The organism is Haliea sp. (assembly GCF_041395985.1).
GTDB lineage: Bacteria > Pseudomonadota > Gammaproteobacteria > Pseudomonadales > Halieaceae > Haliea.
In genome coordinates, this window is record NZ_JAWKZJ010000001.1 from 496,759 (window position 1) to 517,469 (window position 20,711).

Below are 20,711 nucleotides of genomic sequence, written 5' to 3' on the forward strand. Positions count from 1 at the left end.
CCTTAACCTGCGATCTGCTGCAGGACAGGCACAGCGAGCATCACAGTGATGGCAGGAGACTAGGGAGTGGCAGGTGACAAAAAAGTCACAGCAGGAAAAATACTGGGCGGATGGGCGTTAAGACACGGTTACGGTGAAAGTGGTACCCCGTGGCTGGTTGGGTTGCACGCTGATCTGCCAGCCCTGGTGATCGCAGATACGTTTTGATATAGACAACCCCAACCCGTAGCGTGAACCCGGGCCCTGCTGAGAGCGGACACCGCGTTCAAAAATGCGTGCTGCTACGGCGGGATCGATACCGCTGCCGGTGTCGCGCACGGCAACCGAATGCTCACCCACCTCAAGGGTGATGGCACCCTGCTCGGTGTGATTAAGGGCGTTGTGCAACAGGTTATTGAGCACGGCGCCGATAAGAAACTGCGGCACGCGGGCGGTTGCCCGCTCAGGTTGCTGCTCGCAGACAAGCGCAATACCCTTTTCCTCCGCGCGCCCACACCAGAGCACCCGTGCCTCCTGGGCAGCTTCAGCCAGCGTGCAGCTTGCCTCTCGCTGGCATTCCTCCGGGTCGCGCGCAAGCTGCAGATACAGCGCAATCTGCTGCTGCATATCATTGATCGCCCGCTGGATACGCGCCGCCACTTTCTGCTGTGCAGGGTCTTTCCCGGTGATCTCCTGCAACAGGTCGCTGGCGGCTTGAATCGACATCATCGGCGTGCGCAATTCATGGCTGACATCGCCCGTGAACTGCCTTTCGCGCTCCAGCAGATCCGCCACACGATCGGCATAGCCCTGCACAGCGCGGGCCAGGGCGCCCACCTCGTCATTCGGATAGGCCTCCGGCGGGAAAGCCGCCAGACCACCCCCTGGCGTGGCGTCGTCCGTCACTGAGGCGGCAAGCGTCATTACGGGGAGCAAGACCTGCGTGGCAATATAGCGAGACAGCAGGTAGCCAAGCCCGGATATCAGCAGGAAACCGACAACAATACCCGCAATGGCCAGTACTTCGTAGCGCTCGAACTCGCTCTGGTCCTGCGCCAGCACATACACCCAGGGTGCCTCATGACGCACTATCAGGCTGTAGGCGCGAGAGCCACCGAGCACCTCGAAATTCCCCTCCGGATAGTTGTGGAATGCCTCGGGCAACAACGGGTGATCGGTACCTGGCAGCTTGTAGAACGTGCTGTCACCGTGCGGCACACTGATCGGGATTTGCACGGCCTGGTGCTGCACAATGTCGCTGTTCAGGTCGCCCACCAGATGGTTGTAGAACAGCGTGCGCTCAAACCAGAACACCAGCAAGACCATGCACACCCCGCAGAGCGCGGTGAGCGACACGATAAGCGCCATGACACTCCATTGCAGGCGCGCGCGAATGGAATAGCGAAATCTACTGGGCATCGGTCACCAGTGTGTAACCGGTGCCCGCCACATTGCGGATCATGGGGCTGTTAAAAGGCCCGTCTACGGCCTGGCGCAGGCGGTAGATATGCGACTTCAGCGCGGCACTGTCCGGTGGCGCATCACCCCACAACGCATGATTAAGGTCTTCGTGTGACACAACATCGGGCCAGTGCTTCATCAGCAGCTCGAGCAACACAAAGCCCTTGCGGTCCAGCTTGACCGGTTGCGCGCTGCGGTGAACCTGCCGCGAGGCAGTGTCCAGTGAAAGCTCACCCACCTGCAACACCCGCTCGAAATTGCGCTGGGAACGTTTCAGTACGGCCTTGATGCGCTGGTACAGCTCGGGCAGGGCAAAGGGTTTTACCAGGTAGTCATCGGCACCGGCCTCAAAACCCAGAAGCCGGTCTTCCACTGCGTCCCGCGCGGTCAACATAATCACCGGCAACGGGTTGCGGTCACGCTCACGCAGCTCTTTGCACAAGGTAAAACCATCCATCCCGGGCAGGCCGATATCCAACACCACCAGATCATACGGGTGCGCCTGGATGAGCGCGCGAGCGGCCTGGCCGTTTTCAATGGCATCGACTTCGAAGCCTTTGATTTCAAGGTAGTCAACGACGCTGGCGAGGATGTCGCGGTTGTCTTCGACAATCAGGATCCGGTCGGCCATGCATGCCTCTCAGTGGAGCGAGCGTCTCTGCAGCGTTGCCGAAACACGGGACAAGGTCAAGCCGAAGCTCGCGCGCTATCTGGCCTTGAGGGTCTACTCCACCGTCACCGACTTCGCCAGATTCCGCGGTTTGTCCACATCGGTGCCCTTCTGCACGGCCACATGATAGGCCAGAAGCTGCAGGGCGACGGTGTACACAATGGGCTTTAGCACCTCCGGGCAACTCGGCAGCGCGATCACATGCACCCGGGGCTCCTCGGCAAAATGCGCCGCGCTGTCAGCGAAGACATACAGCTCGGCGCCCCGAGAGCGTACTTCTTCCAGGTTGGACTTGAGCTTTTCCATCAGGGCATCGCCCGGCGCCACGGCAATCACCGGCATGTCGGCGTCCACCAGCGCCAGGGGGCCGTGCTTGAGCTCTCCAGCCGGGTAGGCTTCGGCGTGTATGTAGGAGATTTCCTTGAGCTTCAGCGCGCCCTCCAGGGCAATCGGGTACTGGATGCCGCGGCCCAGAAACAGCGCGTGGTGCTTCATGATCAGGGCCGTTGCCATGTGCTTGATGACCGGGTCCAGGCGCAGGGTTTGCTCCACATAATCGGGCAGCGTGTGCAGCGCGGACACCAGCTCGCTGGCCGCTTCCGTGGGCAGGCCATGGCGCTTGCCCAGTACCAGCGTCAACATCAGGAAGGCCGCCAACTGTGTGGTAAAGGCCTTGGTGGAAGCCACGCCGATTTCAGCGCCGGCGCGGGTGAGAAACACCAGGTCGGATTCACGCACCAGTGAGCTGTGGTCCACATTGGCGATGACCAGGCTGCCGAGATAGGCATCCTCCGTGGCGTCGCGCAGGGCGGCCAAGGTATCCGCCGTTTCGCCGGACTGCGACACGGTCACCAGCAGGGTGCCCGGCAGGGGAACCCGCTTGCGGTACCGGAACTCGGAGGCCACCTCCACGGTACAGGGAAGCCCGGCGAGCTCTTCCAGCCAGTAGCGGGCAACCATCCCCGCGTGGTAGCTGGTGCCACAGGCAACAATCTGTACCGCACGCACCTGGTCGAACAGTGCGGCCGCGGCCGCCCCGAAGACGCTGTCGTCGATGTCGCGGGTACCCGCCACGGGAATGGTGTTGGCCAGCGCACGCGGTTGCTCATGGATTTCCTTGAGCATGTAATGCTCGTAGTCACCCAGCCCGGTGCTTTCTTCCAGCGCCGAGATCTGCGTCATGCGGCGCTCAACCGGCTCCCCCGCTGAGGTAAAGATCTGCAGCGAGGTTGGGGTGATGCGTACCACGTCGCCTTCCTCGAGATAGACGAAGCGGTCGGTCACCTGGCGCAGGGCCAGTTGGTCAGACGCCAGGAAGTACTCACCGATCCCCACGCCCACCACCAGCGGGCTGCCCTCCCGGGCGCCGACAACCTCATCGGGATGCCGGGTATCCACCGCAGCGAGGGCATAGGCTCCCTGCAGCCGCGGTACCACCGCGTGAAAGGCCTCCAGCAAGGTACTGCCCTGGTTGAGCTGCTGGTGCAGGAGATGGACGATCACTTCGGTGTCGGTACCCGACTGGAAACTGTAGCCCTGCGCCTGCAGTTCCTTGCGCAGGGCTTCGTGGTTCTCGATGATGCCGTTGTGCACCACCGCCACACGCTCCCCGGAAATATGCGGGTGCGCGTTGGCCGCCGAGGGAACCCCGTGCGTTGCCCAGCGCGTGTGGGCGATGCCGACGCAGCCGTACTTCGGGTCCATGGCCTGGGCCTGCTCGAGCTCGGCCACCTTGCCCTGGCGCTTGTGCAGCAACAGATTGTGCTCGTTGTCCACCAACGCCATGCCGGCTGAATCGTAGCCGCGGTACTCCAGCCGCCGCAGCCCCTCGAGCAAGATCTCCGACACTTCACGCCGCGCCGCCGCCGCTACTATTCCACACATGATTCAGTCCTTGTTCACTTTGCCGGGCCGTTTCCAGCCAGGAATATTCCGCTGTTTGCCGCGTGCAACCGCCAGCTCAGCCTCGGGCACCGCGCGGGTAATGGTCGAGCCAGCGGCCACAAAGCCTCCGGACCCAATCTCCACAGGTGCCACCAGTGTCGCGTTGGAACCGACAAAGGCGCCATCCCCGATCCGGGTAATATGCTTATTGACGCCGTCGTAATTGCAGGTGATGGTGCCTGCGCCGATATTAGCGCCCTCACCCATCTCACAATCGCCAATGTAGGAGAGGTGATTCACCTTGCTGCCGGCACCGATGCGCGCTTTCTTGGTTTCCACAAAGTTGCCCACGCGTGCGCCCTGCGCCAGCGCGGTGCCCGGGCGCAGCCTTGCGTAGGGGCCGACGGTGCAGTCATCTGCAACCGTGGCTTTTTCCAGATGGCTCATGGCGCGTACTTCCGTGCCGGAGCCGATGCGGCTGGCGGTAATCACACAGTTGGGGCCGATGTGTACACCGTCCTCCAGAATCACCTCACCGGCAAACACACAGTTCACATCAATAAAGACATCGCGCCCACAGCGCAGGTTACCGCGAATGTCGATACGCGCGGGGTCAGCGAGACGCACACCGGCTGTCATCAACGCTTCGGCACGCTGCCGCTGCAGCTCACGCTCCAGGCGGCTCAGCTGCAGTTGGTCGTTGACCCCCAGCACCGCCAGCGGATCGGCCACGGTCGCCGTGCCCACGGCAATACCGTCTGCAACCGACAGTGACAGCACATCGGGCAGGTAGTATTCCCGTTGCTGGTTGCTGTTACCGACCTTTGGCAGAAAACGCCTGAAGAGGCTGGCGGGTGCAGCCAGAATGCCGGTGTTGACTTCCTGCACCGCGAGCTCCTTGGGGCCGGCGTCCTTGTGCTCGACCACGGCACAAAACACATTGTCCCCATCGCGCAGAACACGGCCGTAGCCTGTCGGGTCATCCAGCACCGCGGTCAGCAGCGCGGGAGCATCCTGCGCAGCCTCCACCAGTGTCTGCAATACATCGGGTGCTACCAGCGGCACATCGCCATACAACACGAGCACCGTGCTCTCATCGCGCACCCCCGGTAAGGCCTGGAGTACCGCGTGCCCGGTACCGAGCTGCTCGGCCTGCTCGACCCAGCACAAGCCGCTGCCGTCCATCGCCTTGCGGACTGCGTCCGCGCCGTGCCCGACCACCACATGGATTGCGCTGGGCTCGAGACTGCGCGCGGCGTCCACCACGTGCTGCAGCAGCGGCTTGCCCCCCAACAGGTGCAAGACCTTGGGCGTACTGGAGCGCATGCGCGACCCCTGGCCGGCAGCCAGAATGATTACTTCCAGAGTCATAGCGGGATCCCTTTGTTATTGCCGGCGCAACCAAGGTCGGGCGCGGCTGCGCTGTACTGTCAGACAGCTAGCATGTTAACGCGGGGGAAAATGGAAACAACCGGATTGTTCAGGCTGTGGCAAAAAGTGTGACGTAGAACAAAAAGGCCCTGGTGAACAGGGCCCTGGAAGGTGGTTCAGCCGCGCCCGGCGCGGTTACGCATCTTGCGCAATACGGCCAGCTGGGCGGCAGCTTCTGCGAGCTGCGCGGATGCGCGGCCGTAGTCGAAATCGCCCGACTGGTTGGTGAGGGTGTGCAGGGCTTCGCGACGCGCTTCCTCAGCGGCAGCCTCGTCGACATCGCCGGCACGCAGGGCCGTGTCTGCAAGGATGGACACCACGCCCGGCTGCACTTCAATGAAGCCGCCGGAAACATAATACACTTCCTCGTCACCGCCCTGCTTGACGATGCGGATCGGCCCGGGGATCAGCGAGGACAGCAGCGGCGCGTGGCCGTAGGTCACGCCCATCTCACCCAGCTCGGCGGTCGCCACCAGCATTTCCACCAGCCCGGAGAAGATTTCTTCCTCCGCGCTGACGATGTCGCAGTGAATTGTCATTGCCATCTCCAGCCCCTCGTTCGCAAACCTTACAGCTTGTTCGCTTTCTCAATCGCTTCGTCGATGCTGCCGACCATGTAGAAGGCCTGCTCGGGCAGGTGATCGTACTCACCCGCCAGAATCCCCTTGAAGCCCGCAATGGTGTCCTTCAGGGAAACGTATTTGCCGGGTGCACCGGTAAACACTTCCGCCACGTGGAAGGGCTGTGAAAGGAAGCGCTCGATTTTCCGCGCGCGGGCAACCGTCTGCTTGTCTTCTTCAGACAGCTCGTCCATACCGAGGATGGCGATAATGTCTTTCAGCTCCTTGTAACGCTGCAGCACCGTCTGCACGCCGCGAGCCACGTCGTAGTGCTCCTGACCGATCACCAGCGGGTCGAGCTGGCGGCTGGTGGAGTCCAGCGGGTCTACCGCCGGGTAAATACCCTTGGCGGCGATATCCCGTGACAATACCACGGTGGAGTCAAGGTGGGCGAAAGTGGTCGCCGGTGACGGGTCGGTCAGGTCGTCCGCAGGCACGTATACGGCCTGGATCGAGGTGATCGAGCCGGTTTTGGTGGAGGTAATGCGCTCCTGCAGCACGCCCATTTCCTCGGCCAGCGTGGGCTGGTAACCCACCGCAGAGGGCATACGGCCAAGCAGCGCCGACACCTCGGTTCCCGCCAGTGTGTAGCGGTAAATGTTGTCGACGAACAGCAGTACGTCACGCCCTTCGTCACGGAATTTTTCCGCCATGGTCAGGCCGGTCAGGGCCACACGCAGACGGTTGCCGGGCGGCTCGTTCATCTGGCCGTAGACCATGGCCACCTTGGACTTGGGGAAGTCCTTGACGTTGACCACGCCCGCTTCCTGCATTTCGTGGTAGAAGTCGTTACCTTCCCGGGTACGTTCACCCACACCGGCAAACACGGACAGGCCGGAGTGTTCGGTGGCGATGTTGTTGATCAGCTCCATCATGTTCACGGTCTTGCCCACGCCGGCGCCGCCGAACAGGCCAACCTTGCCGCCTTTGGCGAAGGGGCAGACCAGGTCGATTACCTTGATCCCGGTTTCGAGGAGTTCCTCTGAAGCCGCCAGCTCATCGTAGGCAGGCGCTTTGCGGTGGATGGAGGCGCGCTCCTGTTCACCGATGGGTCCGCATTCGTCGATCGGGTTGCCGAGCACGTCCATGATCCGGCCCAGCGTTTCAACGCCAACCGGCACTGCGATGGGGCCACCGGTGTTTTCCACCGCCAGATCGCGGCTCACACCTTCCGAGGAGCCCATGGCAATGGTGCGCACAACGCCATCGCCCAGCTGCTGCTGGACTTCCAGGGTCAGGCCTTTTTCGGTAACCAACAGTGCATCGTAGACCTTGGGTACGTCTTCACGTGGGAACTCCACGTCGATGACGGCACCGATAATTTGTACGATTCGTCCGCTGCTCATGTCCGGATCCTCTGCATCAAAGTTCAATTCTGGGTGGCAGCGCAGGAACAGCCCGGCGCTACCAAATAGGTTAGGTCCTAGCCGATTGCCGCCGCACCGCTGACGATTTCCGACAGCTCCTGGGTGATCGCCGCCTGTCGTGCCTTGTTGTAGATCAATTGCAGGTCATCAATCAGTTCACCGGCGTTGTCCGTCGCGTTCTTCATGGCCAGCATTCGCGCGGCCTGCTCGCAGGCACCGTTTTCCACCACCGCCTGGTACACCTGCGATTCGATATAGCGCGTCAACAGGCTTTCCAGCAGCTGCATCGCATCGGGCTCGTAGATGTAGTCCCAGTGGTGCTTCATTTCCGCGCTGTCTTCCGCCAGCAGGGGCAGCAACTGCTCGACACTCGGGCTCTGGGTCATGGTGTTGACGAACTCGTTGCTGACCAGGAACAGGCGGTCGATCTGCCCTTCCTCATAGGCGTCCAGCATGGTCTTCACACTGCCGATGAGGTCACCCAAGGTGGGCTCTTCACCGATGTCACGCACGGCCGCCTTGACGTTACCGCCGTAGCTTTTGAAGAACGCCGCCGCCTTCGCGCCAATCAGGCACAGGTCGATGCCCACGCCCTGGTCCGCCCAGCCTTTCATGGCCTTGACGGTGGCCTTGAACAGGTTGATGTTCAAACCACCGCACAGGCCGCGATCGGTTGACACCACCACAAAACCCACGCGCTTGACCTCGCGCTCGACCATGTAGGCGTGCCGGTACTCCGGCGCGGAGTTGGCAATATGCCCGACCACCGCACGCATACGACGCGCATAGGGCTTGCCCAGCGCCATACGCTCCTGGGCTTTGCGCATTTTGCTCGCCGCCACCATTTCCATGGCGCTGGTGATCTTCTGCGTACTCCGGATACTGTGGATCTTTGTCCGGATTTCTTTTCCGACTGCCATCTGCTGTCCTCGGGGTTACCAGGTTTGCGTGGCCTTGAACTTTTCGATCGCCGTTTTGAAGGCAGACTCGATCTCGTCGTTGTAATCGCCGGTTTCGACAATCTTCTTCATCAGGTCGCCGTACTCGCTGTGCATGAAGGACAGCAGGGACGCTTCGAAATCGCGAATCTTGTTCACTTCAACGCTGCGCAGGTGACCCTCGTTGGCAGCGTAAAGCACGATACCCATGTCGGCGATGGAACGTGGTGCATATTGCCCCTGCTTCATCAGCTCGGTGACCCGCTCACCCTGGTCCAGCTGGGCCTTGGTGGCTTCATCGAGGTCCGATGCAAACTGGGAGAAGGCCGCGAGTTCGCGGTACTGGGCCAGTGCGGTACGGATACCGCCGGACAGCTTCTTGATGATCTTGGTTTGCGCCGCACCGCCCACACGGGAGACCGAGATACCGGCGTTCATCGCCGGGCGTACGCCTGCGTTGAACATGTCGGCCTCAAGGAAGATCTGCCCGTCGGTGATGGAGATCACGTTGGTCGGTACGAACGCGGAAACGTCACCCGCCTGGGTTTCAATGACCGGCAGCGCGGTAAGTGAGCCGGTTTTGCCTTTCACTGCACCTTTGGTCATCTGCTCCACGTAATCGGCATTCACCCGTGCCGCGCGCTCAAGCAGGCGTGAGTGCAGGTAGAACACGTCGCCGGGGTAGGCTTCACGGCCGGGCGGACGACGCAGCAGCAGCGAAATCTGGCGGTAGGCCCAGGCCTGCTTGGTCAGGTCGTCATAAATGATCAGGGCGTCTTCACCGCGATCGCGGTAGTACTCGCCCATGGTGCAACCGGCGAAAGGCGCCAGGAACTGCATTGCCGCCGGGTCGGAGGCCGTCGCGGCCACCACGATGGTGTGCTCCATGGCACCGTGCTCTTCCAGCTTGCGTACCACCGAGGCCACCGAGGAAGCCTTCTGGCCGATCGCCACGTAGATACACTTAATGCCGGTACCTTTCTGGTTGATGATCGCGTCGACGGCAATAGCGGTCTTGCCCACCTGGCGGTCGCCGATGATCAATTCACGCTGACCACGACCGATCGGCACCATGGCGTCGATAGCCTTGAGGCCGATCTGCACGGGCTGGTCCACCGACTGGCGGGCGATAACGCCGGGCGCCACCTTTTCCAGGGCGTCGGTCAACTTGGCATTAATCGGGCCCTTGCCGTCGATCGGGTTACCCAGTGCATCGACCACGCGGCCCTGCAGTTCGGGGCCCACGGGCACTTCAAGAATACGACCGGTGCAGCGGCAGGACTGGCCCTCGGCCAGATTCTTGTAATCGCCGAGGATCACCGCGCCGACGGAGTCGCGCTCCAGGTTCAGCGCCATTCCGAAGATGCCGCCCTCGAACTCGATCATTTCACCGTACATCACATCGGTGAGACCGTAAATGCGGATAATACCGTCGGTCACCGATACCACGGTGCCTTCGTTGCGCGCCTCGGATGACACATCAAGCTGGTCGATGCGCTGCTTGATCATCTCGCTAATTTCTGACGGATTCAGTTGCTGCATGCTCTGTTCCTCAATCCTACAAATTCATTGCCGCGGCGAGCTTGTTCAGCCGACCGCGTACGGAACCATCGATCACCAGATCGCCGGCCCTAATCAACACACCGCCCAACAGCTTGGGATCTGTCGAGGTGTGCACGTTTATTTTCCGCTCCAGGCGCTTGCTCAGGGCGGAGGCCAGCTTGTCAGTCATATCGTCCGCCAGATCAAACGCAGACACGACCTCAACATCCACTGACTTTTCGTGGTTCGCCTTGTAGCCGGCAAACAACACGGTGATCTGCGGCAAAAGGAGCAGACGCTTGTTCTGCGCCAGAATGTTCAGGAAGTTGCGCAGGGCGGGACCGAGATCCTCGCCGCACACGTCGGCCAGCAGGGTTGCCAGCTGCGCACCGTCCTTCTCCGGATCGCGCAACAGCGCCTGCATGCGACTGTCGCGGCTGACGGCAGCAGCAAGCTGCAACTGCGGCAACCACTCGGCCAGACTCTGGCTGTCGCGGGCGTACTCGAATGCCGCCTTCGCGTAGGGGCGGGCCAGCGTGGTCAGTTCGGCCATAACGTCCTCACCATCAAAGCTCTGCAGCCAGTTTATTCACCAGGTCCGCGTGGGCGTCCTGGTCAATCGTTGCACCGAGCACTTTCTCTGCTCCCGCCAGCGTCAGCGCGGCAACCTGCGCGCGCAGGGCCTCGCGGGCGCGGTTGGTTTCCTGCTCGATTTCCGCGCGCGCAGCAGTTTTAACCCGCTCCGCTTCCGTTATCGCCGCTGTTTTCGCTTCTTCCACAATCTGGCTGGCACGCTTGTTGGCGGAATCGACAATGCCGGCCGCTTCGTGCTTGGCTTCTTTCAACCGCTCAAGCGCTTTTTCCTGCGCCAGTTCCAGATCGTGACTGGCACGATCAGCGGCTGCCAGGCCATCCGCAATCTTCTTTTCGCGCTCCTGCATGGCCGCAATGATGGGCGGCCAGACAAACTTCATGCAGAACCAGACGAAGCCGAAAAAGGCGATGACCTGTCCGATAAGCGTAAGGTTGATATTCACGCCATACTCCTCACAGATATGGTGGGGCAGCCGGTACGGCCGCCCCGCTCACGGTTGCGTTGTTGGTCGTGCTCAGGCCATACCAGGGGCGACAACGAAGATCAGGTACATCGCCAGACCCACGCCGATAATCGGAATAGCGTCCACCAGGCCAGCGCCCAGGAAGAACGTCACCTGCAGTTTGGGAGCCAGTTCAGGCTGACGCGCAGAACCCTCGATGAGTTTGCCGCCCAGCATGCCAATACCGATAGCCGCACCCAGACCACCGAGGCTGATCATAATTGCAGCAGCAATAAGAACTAATTCCATGATTTTCTCCTAGCGTTAATAACCAAAGTTAAAGGTGAATCAGTGGTCTTCGTGGGCCATGCTGAGATAAACGATCGTCAGCACCATGAAGATGAAAGCCTGCAGGGTGATCACCAGAATGTGGAAGATCGCCCAGCCGATCTGCAGCAGGCCTGCCGGCACCATCCAGGCCAGGCCGGCACTGAACAGGGCTGCAATCAGGATAAATATCATTTCACCGGCATACATGTTGCCGAACAGTCGCAGTGCCAGCGAAAAGGGCTTGGCCAGCAGACCGACAATCTCCATGAACAGGTTCACGGGGATGAACAGCGGATGATTGAACGGGTTCATGGCCAGTTCCCGGGCAAACCCGAAGCCCTTGACCTTGATGGAGTAATACAGAATCAGGATCAGCACACCGATGGCCATGCCAAACGTGATATTGGGATCGGTAGAGGGCACGATTTTGTGGTATTCAACGCCCAGCGCCATCATCAATTCGGGCACGACATCCACGGGCACCAGGTCCATCAGGTTCATCAGGAATATCCAGACGAAGATGGTGAGGGACAGCGGGGCGATCAGCGGGTTACGACCGTGGAAGGTGTCGCGCACGGTGTTATCAACAAACTGGACGATCATTTCCACCGCGCTGGTGAGACCGCTGGGGACACCGGAGGAGGCCTTCTTGGCAACGCGATAAAACAGCCAGCTGAACAGGATACCGAGTCCGATAGACCAGGCCATTGAATCCACGTGGATTGCGGTGAAACCCATGGCAGCGGCCTCGGCACCGCCGTGCGCCATGACCCACGCGCCGCCATCACCCACGATGGAACCGTCGTAGCGCTCATAACCGGCAGGCAGCTTGCCATAGGTCAGGTTGGTCAGGTGGTGGACAATGTACTCTGAAACCGTCTGGTTCTCGCCTGCCATCGATCACAACTCTTGTTTCGGTGTTTCGGTTTGTTTCTGCTGGCGGCGCATCAAAAACCACCAGCTTCCTATCGTTTGTACTATCAGCATCGCCACGTATCCGGCGAACACCGCGGCAGCTTCCAGCGGCCGCAACACAACGAACACGGCGGCAAACCCCACCGCGCTCAAGAGGAACTTTCCGATCTCGCCGCTCAGTGCCGACCGCGCTATCTCGGAGGCTGAACGGGCGCCGCGCGCGCGAAACAGCTTTGCAGCGAACCAGGCCTGTGGCACCACCGCCACCGCACCGCCACATAACGCTGACAGTGCCGTCGTTTCATCCAGTGCCAACCAGACCAGCAGGCACGAAGGAACGAGCGTGGCCAACTGCAGCAGCGCTACACGGTGGACCGGGGGGGAGGGAATGCTGTTCGCGCTCACGCGAAACTCCTGCCGAGCCCCTTGCCAACTGCCACACAATTGTTCCTCGTTTTGGGCGCCCGCATTATAGGGGCATTGGCTGGCAGGTTCAACCAAATCCGGCGCTTCCGGGTACGAAATATCCCTGACGTTGGCAGCATGTTGGCGCCCGTTTGCCCCGTTTTGCCGCGAATACGGGGAGACCTACTTTATCTGGTAGCGCGCGTGCCGGCAGCCACTAGATGCTGTGGTGAACGCCGCCCCCGCGCCTAGTGGATATGGCTCAGAATGCCATCCAGTTCATCCAGGCTGTTATAGGTCAGCACCAGCTTGCCTTTGCCCTTGGCGCCGTGCTGGATTTGCACGCGTGCGCCGATTTTCTGCGACAGGTCGTCCTGCAGCTGGCGGATGTTCGGGTCCAAACGCGGTGCCTCTTCCCGCGGCGCATCCTTGCGCGCCAACAAGCCGCGCACCAGCGCTTCGGTCTGGCGCACGGAAAGGCCTTTACCGACCACGGTTCTCGCGGCCTGCGATTGCGCGGTACCTTCGATACCCAGCAGTGCCCGGGCGTGCCCCATTTCCAGGTCGCCACGCTCCAGCAGCAGACGCACATCACTTTGCAGTGACATAAGCCGCAACAGGTTGGTGACGGTGGAACGGGATTTGCCCACCGCATCGGCGACTTCCTGCTGGGTGAGCTGAAATTCCTGCTGCAGACGCTGCAGCGCGATGGCTTCCTCAATCGGGTTCAGGTCCTCGCGCTGGATGTTCTCTATCAACGCCATGGCAATGGCGGCTTCATCGCTGACGTCCCGGATCACGGCGGGAACGTGGTCCAGGCCCGCCAGCTGGGCAGCACGCCAGCGGCGCTCGCCGGCGATGATTTCGTATTTGCGGTCGCCGATCGGGCGCACCACAATGGGCTGCATGATGCCCTGGGCACGGATACTGTCCGCCAGTTCCTGCAGGGATTCCGGGTCGATATCACGGCGCGGCTGGTATTTTCCGCGCTGTATCAGGTCTACCGGTAAATCCTTGAGCACCTGCTGCTGGCCCTTGTCATCACCTGGGACCTGGGCCTCACCGTCTCCCGCGTCACGGGGCTGTGTGCCAGCACCCAGCAGCGCATCCAGGCCGCGCCCCAAACCCCGTTTTCTGGCTGACATTGTGCTCTCCTATTCCTTGACCACGGTGCCTGCAGCGGCGGCGCGGCGCTTTTCCTCGCGGCGAATGACTTCTCCCGCAAGGGCCATATAGGCCCGGGACCCGCGGGAGTGCCGGTCGTAATACATCACCGGCAGACCGTGGCTGGGTGCCTCGGCGAGGCGCACGTTGCGCGGAATAACCGTACGATAAACTGCCTCACCGAAGTGTTCGTGCAACTGGTTGGAGACCTGGTTGGTCAGGCTGTTGCGGGGGTCATACAGCGTACGCAGGATTCCCTCAATGCGTAGCAGCGGGTTCACGGACTCCGCAACGCGCTGGATGGTATTCACCAGCGCCGACAGGCCCTCCAGGGCGAAGTATTCGCACTGCATTGCAATCAGCACACCGTCGGCAGCGACCAGCCCGTTGAGCGTGAGCATATTGAGGGACGGTGGACAGTCGATGAGGATGTAGTCGTACACGGAAGAGACTTCGCGCAGTGCGGTATTCAGTCGGCGTTCACGCTGCTCAACCCCGATCAGCTCCACCTCGGCGGCTGTGAGGTCGTCGTTGGCGGGGAGCACATCGTAGCCCCCCTCCGGTACCCGCCGGGTGATCAGGTTCACCGGCGCGCGGTGCACCAGCACATCATAGATGCTGCGCTCGACGCTGTGTTTGTCCACCCCGCTGCCCATCGTCGCGTTGCCCTGGGGATCCAGATCGACCAGCAACAGGCGCTGTTTCATCGCTGCAAGGGATGCCGCCAGGTTGACAGATGTAGTGGTTTTGCCCACACCGCCTTTCTGGTTTGCAATTGCAAGAACTCGTGCCAAGGCGCACTCCCGTAATGTTGGCTAGGGCCGATGCTGATTATCGATGGTCGGCAACAGGGCAAGTTCTACCAAGTGACGCTGCTCGTCAAGCCCCGGCACCTGCAGGGGCCTGATGTGGCGCACAGCACAGTGTTGCGTGATTGCCTGCAGTTCATCATCGGGGCGTGCGCCCTTCATGGCAAGCAAAACACCACCCGGCGCCAGTAAATGTCGGGTTACGGCCAGCATATCCTGGAGTGAGGCAAAGGCCCGGGAGAGCACTACATCGAAGCCCTGTTCTGGTATGAAGGTTTCTGCCCGACTGTGGTGCACCGTCACGTTGTCCAGACCCAGCGCAGTTCTGGCCTGGAACAGGAAGCGGGTCTTCTTGCCATTACTGTCCAGCAGATGAAACTCGCGCTCGGGAAACAGGATCGCCAGTGGAATACCGGGCAATCCGGCGCCGGTGCCCACATCAATGCAGCGGCTGCCGGTGAGCCACGGCGCTACCGCCAGGCTGTCCAGCAGGTGCCGGGTCACCATGGCGGCGGGGTCGCGAACGGCTGTCAGGTTATAGGCGCGGTTCCACTTCACCAACAACGCGAGGTAATCGAGCAGCAGCTGTTGTTGCACAGCGTTGGTCGCAACGCCCAGGGCGTTGAGCCCGGCGCCCAGCTGCCGCGCAAGTGCCGCGTCCAACTCAGGCGCTTATGCGTTCGCTGCCACGCTCGAGAGCGCCGCGCTTCTTGAGATAAATCAGCAGCAGGGACACCGCTGCGGGCGTTACCCCGGGAATTCTGCCAGCACGCGCCAGGGTCGACGGACGCGCCTCACTCAGTTTCTGGCGCACCTCGTGGGACAGACCGTCTACGGTGCTGTAATCCAGTGAGTCAGGGAGCGGGGTCTGCTCATAGCGGCGCAGGCGGGCAATCTCTTCCTGCTGCCGGTCGATATAGCCGGCGTACTTGGCCTGGATTTCCACCTGCTCAGCGGCCTGTTCATCGGCCAGCGATTCACCTTTCAACGCGGCCACGTCGGCATAACCAATGCCAGGTCGCTTCAGCAGGTCGGCGAGGCTGTACTCCCGGGTGAGGGGTCCCTTCAGCTTGGGCTCCAGCGTTGCCGCTGCAGCCGTTCCCGGGTGTATCCAGGTGGTCGCCAGGCGTTGCGTTTCCGAGGCAATGGCATCGCGTTTGCGCGCGAACCGGACCCAGCGCACGTCGTCGATCAACCCCAGGCGGTGAGCGGTTTCCGTGAGACGCAGGTCGGCGTTGTCCTCACGCAGCAGCAGGCGATACTCCGCGCGGGAGGTAAACATGCGATAGGGCTCGAGGGTACCCAGGGTTATCAGGTCATCCACCAGCACGCCGATATAGGCTTCGTCGCGCCTTGGACACCAGGGTTCCTTGCCCTGCACCGCCAGCGCTGCGTTGAGACCGGCCAGCAGGCCCTGTGCCGCTGCCTCTTCGTAACCCGTGGTGCCGTTGATCTGCCCAGCGAAGTACAGGCCGGGCAAGGCACGGGTCTCCAGCGAATACTGCAGGTCGCGGGGGTCGAAGTAATCATACTCGATGGCGTACCCGGGCCGCGTGATGTGCGCGTTTTCAAACCCTTTGATGGAGCGGACCAGGGCAAGCTGCACATCGAAGGGCAGGCTGGTGGAAATACCATTGGGGTACAGTTCGCTGGTGGTCAGGCCCTCGGGCTCGATGAACACCTGGTGCGATGCCTTGTCGGCAAAGCGGTGAATTTTATCTTCAATGCTTGGGCAGTAGCGGGGCCCGACACCCTCGATGACCCCCGAGTACATCGGTGAGCGGTCGAGGCCGCCACGGATAATCTCGTGGGTGCGTTCGTTGGTGTGCGTTATCCAGCAGCAGCGCTGCTGCGGACGCTCGGCAACGCTGCCCAAAAACGACATGGCGGGGGCGTCTGCATCGCCCCACTGCTCTTCCAGTGTGCTGAAATCCACACTGCGCGCATCGATACGCGGCGGTGTGCCGGTTTTCAGCCGGTCGACACGGAAGGGCATTTCGCGCAGTCGCTGTGCCAGGGCGATGGAGGGCGGATCACCGGCGCGCCCGCCGGCACTGTTTTGCAGACCGATGTGAATCTTGCCACCGAGGAAGGTGCCGGTTGTCAGCACGACGGTGGGGGCGCGGAAAATCAATCCCATCTGGGTGACCGCACCTGCAACGCGACCCTGTTCCACCAGCAGGTCATCTACCGGTTGCTGGAAGATCGATAAACCGGGCTGTGCTTCAATAATCTCACGAATGGCATTGCGGTAGAGCACACGGTCCGCCTGCGCACGCGTCGCGCGCACCGCTGGCCCCTTGCGTGCATTCAACACGCGGAACTGGATACCCGCACGGTCTGTGGCGCGTGCCATGGCGCCGCCAAGGGCATCCACTTCACGCACCAGATGGCTTTTGCCGATGCCGCCGATAGCCGGGTTGCATGACATCTGGCCCAGGGTGTCGACACTGTGGGTCAGGAGCAGGGTGCGACAGCCCATACGCGCAGCCGCCAGGCAGGCTTCGGTGCCAGCGTGGCCGCCGCCGATCACAATCACATCAAAGCTCTGTGTGTATTCCACGCTGCTGCGCCTCCTGGCCCGGTGGGTCATTACCGGGCCGGCGATTATACGTCCGGGAGGTCAGTTGTTCAAAAGATGTTCTGTGTTTTCTCACGCCTCGGTGCATGTTTTGTTGTGACGCATCCGCTGAGTAATGCATTAAATAAATACGCTTTGAAAGATGAAAGAATAGAACTGATATTGTTATTGAATAGCGAGCCTCTTTCGGTGAACAAGCGGTCTTTACGCAGATATTTCAAAGACTTGCTGCAATGATAAGCAGGCGATGAAGCGCTGTTCCTGGCGTGGTTTGGCTGTGTATGCACTGGGGATCGAAACCGCTGGTGACTACAGCGCTACAGGCAGGTAGCCGTTTGCCCCCAGTTCACTACCGCGTTGCACGTCCGGTTGTCCACAGGGTTATCCGTTGCCGGACACTGGTGACAAAACAGCGGTACAAGCTGTGTACAAACTGTGGCCAGGGACGCGATCTATTTACCGATGCAGAAACTGGAGAATATCTCGCCCAGCAGCGCGTCACTGGACATTTTTCCAGTGATTTCGCCCAGGGTGTCGTGGCACAGACGCAGGTCCTCTGCCAGCAGCTCTCCTGCGCCCGCCTCCTCCAACTGTCGACGCCCGTTTTCCAGGTGTTCAGCCGCGATCGAGAGCGCCTGCAAGTGCCGGCGCCGTGCACTGAAGGTATCACTGGCAGCGCCGGTGTAACCGATACACTGTTTCAGGTGTTCACGCAGCAGCGGCACCCCGGCGCCCGAACGGGCGCAAAGCCGCACGGTGACGGAGTCGCCCTCCTGACTCACCCCCGGCGCCTCACCGGCCAGGTCACATTTGTTCTGGATAAGCGTCACCGGCACAGCGCTTGCGGGATAACCGGGCCATAGGTCGTCGGGTAACGGGCTGTCGTCATTCATGTCGACCACCAGCAGTATGCGATCTGCGCTGGCGATTTCGCGTTGTGCGCGGCGGATGCCTTCCTGCTCCACGGCGTCGTCACTGGCGCGAAGTCCCGCGGTATCCACAATGTGCAGCGGCATTCCATCAATCTGGATATGCTCTCGCAGGATGTCCCGTGTGGTTCCCGCAATGTCCGTGACGATGGCACTTTCCTGGCCTGCCAGAGCGTTCAGCAGGCTGGATTTGCCGGCGTTGGGGCGCCCGGCAATGACGACCTTCATGCCCTCGCGCAACAGGCTTCCCTGCTGTGCCGCTGTCATAACCACGCCCAGTTGTGCGGCCAGGGTCTGTAGTGAATCTGCCACGTGTCCATCGGCCAGAAAGTCGATTTCCTCTTCGGGGAAGTCGATCGCGGCCTCCACGTACACACGCAGGCGGGTGACCTCTGCGACCAGCCGGTCGATTTCCTGCGAGAAGGCGCCCTGCAGGGAGCGGTGTGCATTGCGTGCCGCCTGCTCGGTGGTGCTGTTGATCAGGTCGGCGATGGCTTCCGCCTGCGCCAGGTCAAGTTTGTCGTTGAGGTAGGCGCGCTCTGAGAACTCCCCTGCCCGTGCCTGTCGCGCACCCAGCGCAAGGCAGGCGGCGACCAGCAGGTCCAGTACGACCGGCCCGCCATGTCCCTGCAGTTCGACAACGTCTTCCCCCGTAAAGGAATGGGGTGCAGGAAAATAGAGGGCGATACCGCTGTCCAGTGTCTCTCCCCGGGCATCCGCAAACAGGCAGAAATGCGCGTGTCTCGGGGTGAGCTGTCTGCCTGTAAGACGCTCGGCAATGGGTGCAGCGGAAGGACCGGACAGGCGCACAATGCCGATACCACCGCGTCCGGGCGCAGTGGCTATGGCGGCAATCGTGTCTGCGTGGTAGGGAGTAGTTGTCACACCGGCAGTATACGCCAGCCGCGCAGCGCCCCGCAGGGGGCGCTACTAGGCTTTCGCTTTGGCGTCCGACTTTTCGATCTGTCGGGTGATGACGTACTGCTGGGCCATGGAGAGCAGGTTGTTGACCACCCAGTAGAGTACGAGGCCCGCCGGAAACCAGAGAAAGAAGAAGGTGAAGATCACGGGCAACCACTGCATGATCTTGGCCTGCATCGGGTCTGGTGGCGGCGGGTTCAGCTTCTGCATGAACCACATGCTGGCACCCATCAGCAGCGGCAGCACAAAGTAGGGGTCCATGACCGACAGGTCTTCAATCCACAGGAAGAAAGGTGAATGGCGCAGTTCAACGCTCTCCATCAGCACCCAGTAGAGTGAGATGAACACCGGCATCTGCACCAGCACCGGCAGGCAGCCGCCCATCGGGTTGATCTTCTCCTTGCGATACAGCTCCATCATCGCCTGGCTTTGCTTGGCCTTGTCCTCGGCGTATTGCTCCCGGATGTCCTGCATTTTTGGCGCTACACGGCGCATATTGGCCATTGAGCGATAACTTGTGGCTGACAGCTTGAAGAAGACGGCCTTGATCAAAACGGTCAGCAGGATGATGGCGACACCCCAGTTGCCGACGAAGGCGTGGATTTTGATCAGCAGCCAGAACAGCGGCTGCGCAATCCACCACAGCCAGCCGTAATCCACGCTGAGGTCTAGGTAGGGGGAAATTTCTGCAAGCCGGTACTGGTCCTTGGGTCCCGCGTAGAAGCCGGCGCTGACACTGCCCTGCTGGCCGGGATCCACCACCAGCGCAGGGCTGGTAAAGCCCGCAATATTAAAGCCGGATGAGGTTACCCGTGTGCTGTAGGTATGGCTCTGGTCTGCTGCCGGAATCCAGGCGCTGAGGAAGTAGTGCTGAATCATGGCGATCCAGCCACCCGGAAGCTGCGCGCGGAAAGGTTCTTCCCGCATGTCCTTGAAGCTGAACTTGGTGAAGCGTTCGTCGGGCTGGGTGATGGCAGCGCCCAGAAAGGGCTGCAGGCCCATGCCGCTGGAGTCAACCGTCGAGGGCTTACTGCTGTCCCGCTTGATCTGGCCGAACAGGTTGCCCTGCCAGCGTTCACTGGTTTTGTTGTCGACGATATAGCTCACGGTCATCAGGTAGTCACCGCGGCGCAGGGTAAAGCGCTTGGTCACGCTCAGTCCCTCCGCGTTCTGCCACAGCAGGTCGACGGTCAGTTCATCCGCGTTGGGTGCCAGCTCATAGCGTGATTGTGCGGCGCTGAAGTGAGCGCGGGATTCACTGTCGATACCATTCGACCCAATCAGGCCACTCTGTGCGACGTAGATGCGGCGCTCGTTCTGCTCCAGCAGCACGAAGGGCTGGTTGGGCTTGTCGATATCCTCAAGGTGTTCCGGCAGTGCCAGCTCCACGATGTCGCCGCCGCGCAGGTCAATGGCAACCTGGAGCACATCGGTGTGCACGGTGATGATGTCGCCACTGTTGCTGATCACTTCCGGCGTCGATGCGGTCTGCGTGTCGGCAATGGATTCGGGTGCTTGTGGCAGGTCCTCGTTGCCCGAGTCTGCGGCGGTGGTAGCAGGTAATGCCGCGGCCGGTTCCGGCAGGCTATCCGGCTCGGCAGTGATCAGGCGGCTGGCGACGGGTTGCTCCGCCGTGGTTTTGGCGTCCTTGAAGGCGACCCACTCAGTCAGCAGCATGAATGAGAGAAGGGCGATGGCGCCGATCAGCAGAGTACGTTGGAAATCCAT

At 61.2% G+C, this 20,711-nt stretch carries 19 protein-coding genes; all 19 read right to left on the reverse strand.

The features are described 5' to 3' along the window. Positions 1 to 117 precede the first annotated feature (117 nt). Positions 118 to 1,398, reverse strand: a complete 1,281-nt coding sequence (locus tag R3E49_RS02260) for a sensor histidine kinase (protein ID WP_371293548.1) — start codon at positions 1,396 to 1,398, stop codon at positions 118 to 120. Then, a complete protein-coding gene (locus R3E49_RS02265; RefSeq protein ID WP_371293549.1) occupies positions 1,388 to 2,071 on the reverse strand; it encodes a response regulator transcription factor in 684 nt (227 codons plus the stop codon). The genes R3E49_RS02260 and R3E49_RS02265 overlap by 11 nt, the downstream gene beginning before the upstream one ends. A gap of 93 nt (positions 2,072 to 2,164) precedes the next feature. Continuing rightward, positions 2,165 to 3,994, reverse strand: a complete 1,830-nt coding sequence (gene glmS / locus R3E49_RS02270; protein WP_371293550.1) for a glutamine--fructose-6-phosphate transaminase (isomerizing) — start codon at positions 3,992 to 3,994, stop codon at positions 2,165 to 2,167. A 3-nt stretch (positions 3,995 to 3,997) separates the two neighbouring features. Next, positions 3,998 to 5,365, reverse strand: a complete 1,368-nt coding sequence (gene glmU / locus R3E49_RS02275) for a bifunctional UDP-N-acetylglucosamine diphosphorylase/glucosamine-1-phosphate N-acetyltransferase GlmU (protein ID WP_371293551.1) — start codon at positions 5,363 to 5,365, stop codon at positions 3,998 to 4,000. A gap of 176 nt (positions 5,366 to 5,541) precedes the next feature. Next, positions 5,542 to 5,970: a F0F1 ATP synthase subunit epsilon gene (locus R3E49_RS02280; protein WP_290740823.1), complete on the reverse strand. Its 429-nt coding sequence runs from the start codon at positions 5,968 to 5,970 to the stop codon at positions 5,542 to 5,544. Positions 5,971 to 5,993: 23 nt separating this feature from the next. Beyond that, complete coding sequence (gene atpD, locus R3E49_RS02285; RefSeq protein WP_290740826.1) at positions 5,994 to 7,391, reverse strand: F0F1 ATP synthase subunit beta; 1,398 nt, start codon at positions 7,389 to 7,391, stop codon at positions 5,994 to 5,996. 77 nt (positions 7,392 to 7,468) lie between these two features. Continuing rightward, complete coding sequence (atpG, locus tag R3E49_RS02290; protein ID WP_371293552.1) at positions 7,469 to 8,332, reverse strand: F0F1 ATP synthase subunit gamma; 864 nt, start codon at positions 8,330 to 8,332, stop codon at positions 7,469 to 7,471. Between the two features lie 15 nt (positions 8,333 to 8,347). Beyond that, a complete protein-coding gene (atpA, locus tag R3E49_RS02295) occupies positions 8,348 to 9,892 on the reverse strand; it encodes a F0F1 ATP synthase subunit alpha (protein ID WP_371293553.1) in 1,545 nt (514 codons plus the stop codon). A 16-nt stretch (positions 9,893 to 9,908) separates the two neighbouring features. Next, positions 9,909 to 10,445, reverse strand: a complete 537-nt coding sequence (locus R3E49_RS02300; protein ID WP_371293554.1) for a F0F1 ATP synthase subunit delta — start codon at positions 10,443 to 10,445, stop codon at positions 9,909 to 9,911. 13 nt (positions 10,446 to 10,458) lie between these two features. After that, positions 10,459 to 10,929: a F0F1 ATP synthase subunit B gene (locus tag R3E49_RS02305; protein ID WP_371293555.1), complete on the reverse strand. Its 471-nt coding sequence runs from the start codon at positions 10,927 to 10,929 to the stop codon at positions 10,459 to 10,461. A 72-nt stretch (positions 10,930 to 11,001) separates the two neighbouring features. Continuing rightward, complete coding sequence (gene atpE / locus R3E49_RS02310) at positions 11,002 to 11,238, reverse strand: F0F1 ATP synthase subunit C (protein WP_027949997.1); 237 nt, start codon at positions 11,236 to 11,238, stop codon at positions 11,002 to 11,004. 39 nt (positions 11,239 to 11,277) lie between these two features. Beyond that, positions 11,278 to 12,156, reverse strand: coding sequence for a F0F1 ATP synthase subunit A (gene atpB, locus R3E49_RS02315; RefSeq protein ID WP_371293556.1), 879 nt, complete (start codon positions 12,154 to 12,156; stop codon positions 11,278 to 11,280). A gap of 3 nt (positions 12,157 to 12,159) precedes the next feature. Next, positions 12,160 to 12,579 (reverse strand): ATP synthase subunit I, encoded by a 420-nt coding sequence (locus R3E49_RS02320; RefSeq protein WP_371293557.1) that lies wholly within the window; start codon positions 12,577 to 12,579, stop codon positions 12,160 to 12,162. Between the two features lie 248 nt (positions 12,580 to 12,827). After that, positions 12,828 to 13,724, reverse strand: a complete 897-nt coding sequence (locus R3E49_RS02325) for a ParB/RepB/Spo0J family partition protein (RefSeq protein ID WP_371293558.1) — start codon at positions 13,722 to 13,724, stop codon at positions 12,828 to 12,830. 9 nt (positions 13,725 to 13,733) lie between these two features. Beyond that, positions 13,734 to 14,537: a ParA family protein gene (locus R3E49_RS02330; protein ID WP_371293559.1), complete on the reverse strand. Its 804-nt coding sequence runs from the start codon at positions 14,535 to 14,537 to the stop codon at positions 13,734 to 13,736. Positions 14,538 to 14,558: 21 nt separating this feature from the next. Continuing rightward, positions 14,559 to 15,215 (reverse strand): 16S rRNA (guanine(527)-N(7))-methyltransferase RsmG, encoded by a 657-nt coding sequence (gene rsmG, locus R3E49_RS02335; protein WP_371293560.1) that lies wholly within the window; start codon positions 15,213 to 15,215, stop codon positions 14,559 to 14,561. A 1-nt stretch (position 15,216) separates the two neighbouring features. Further along, positions 15,217 to 17,145 (reverse strand): tRNA uridine-5-carboxymethylaminomethyl(34) synthesis enzyme MnmG, encoded by a 1,929-nt coding sequence (gene mnmG / locus R3E49_RS02340; RefSeq protein ID WP_371293561.1) that lies wholly within the window; start codon positions 17,143 to 17,145, stop codon positions 15,217 to 15,219. 440 nt (positions 17,146 to 17,585) lie between these two features. Beyond that, positions 17,586 to 18,947 (reverse strand): tRNA uridine-5-carboxymethylaminomethyl(34) synthesis GTPase MnmE, encoded by a 1,362-nt coding sequence (mnmE, locus tag R3E49_RS02345; protein WP_371293562.1) that lies wholly within the window; start codon positions 18,945 to 18,947, stop codon positions 17,586 to 17,588. Between the two features lie 45 nt (positions 18,948 to 18,992). After that, a complete protein-coding gene (yidC, locus tag R3E49_RS02350) occupies positions 18,993 to 20,711 on the reverse strand; it encodes a membrane protein insertase YidC (protein ID WP_371293564.1) in 1,719 nt (572 codons plus the stop codon).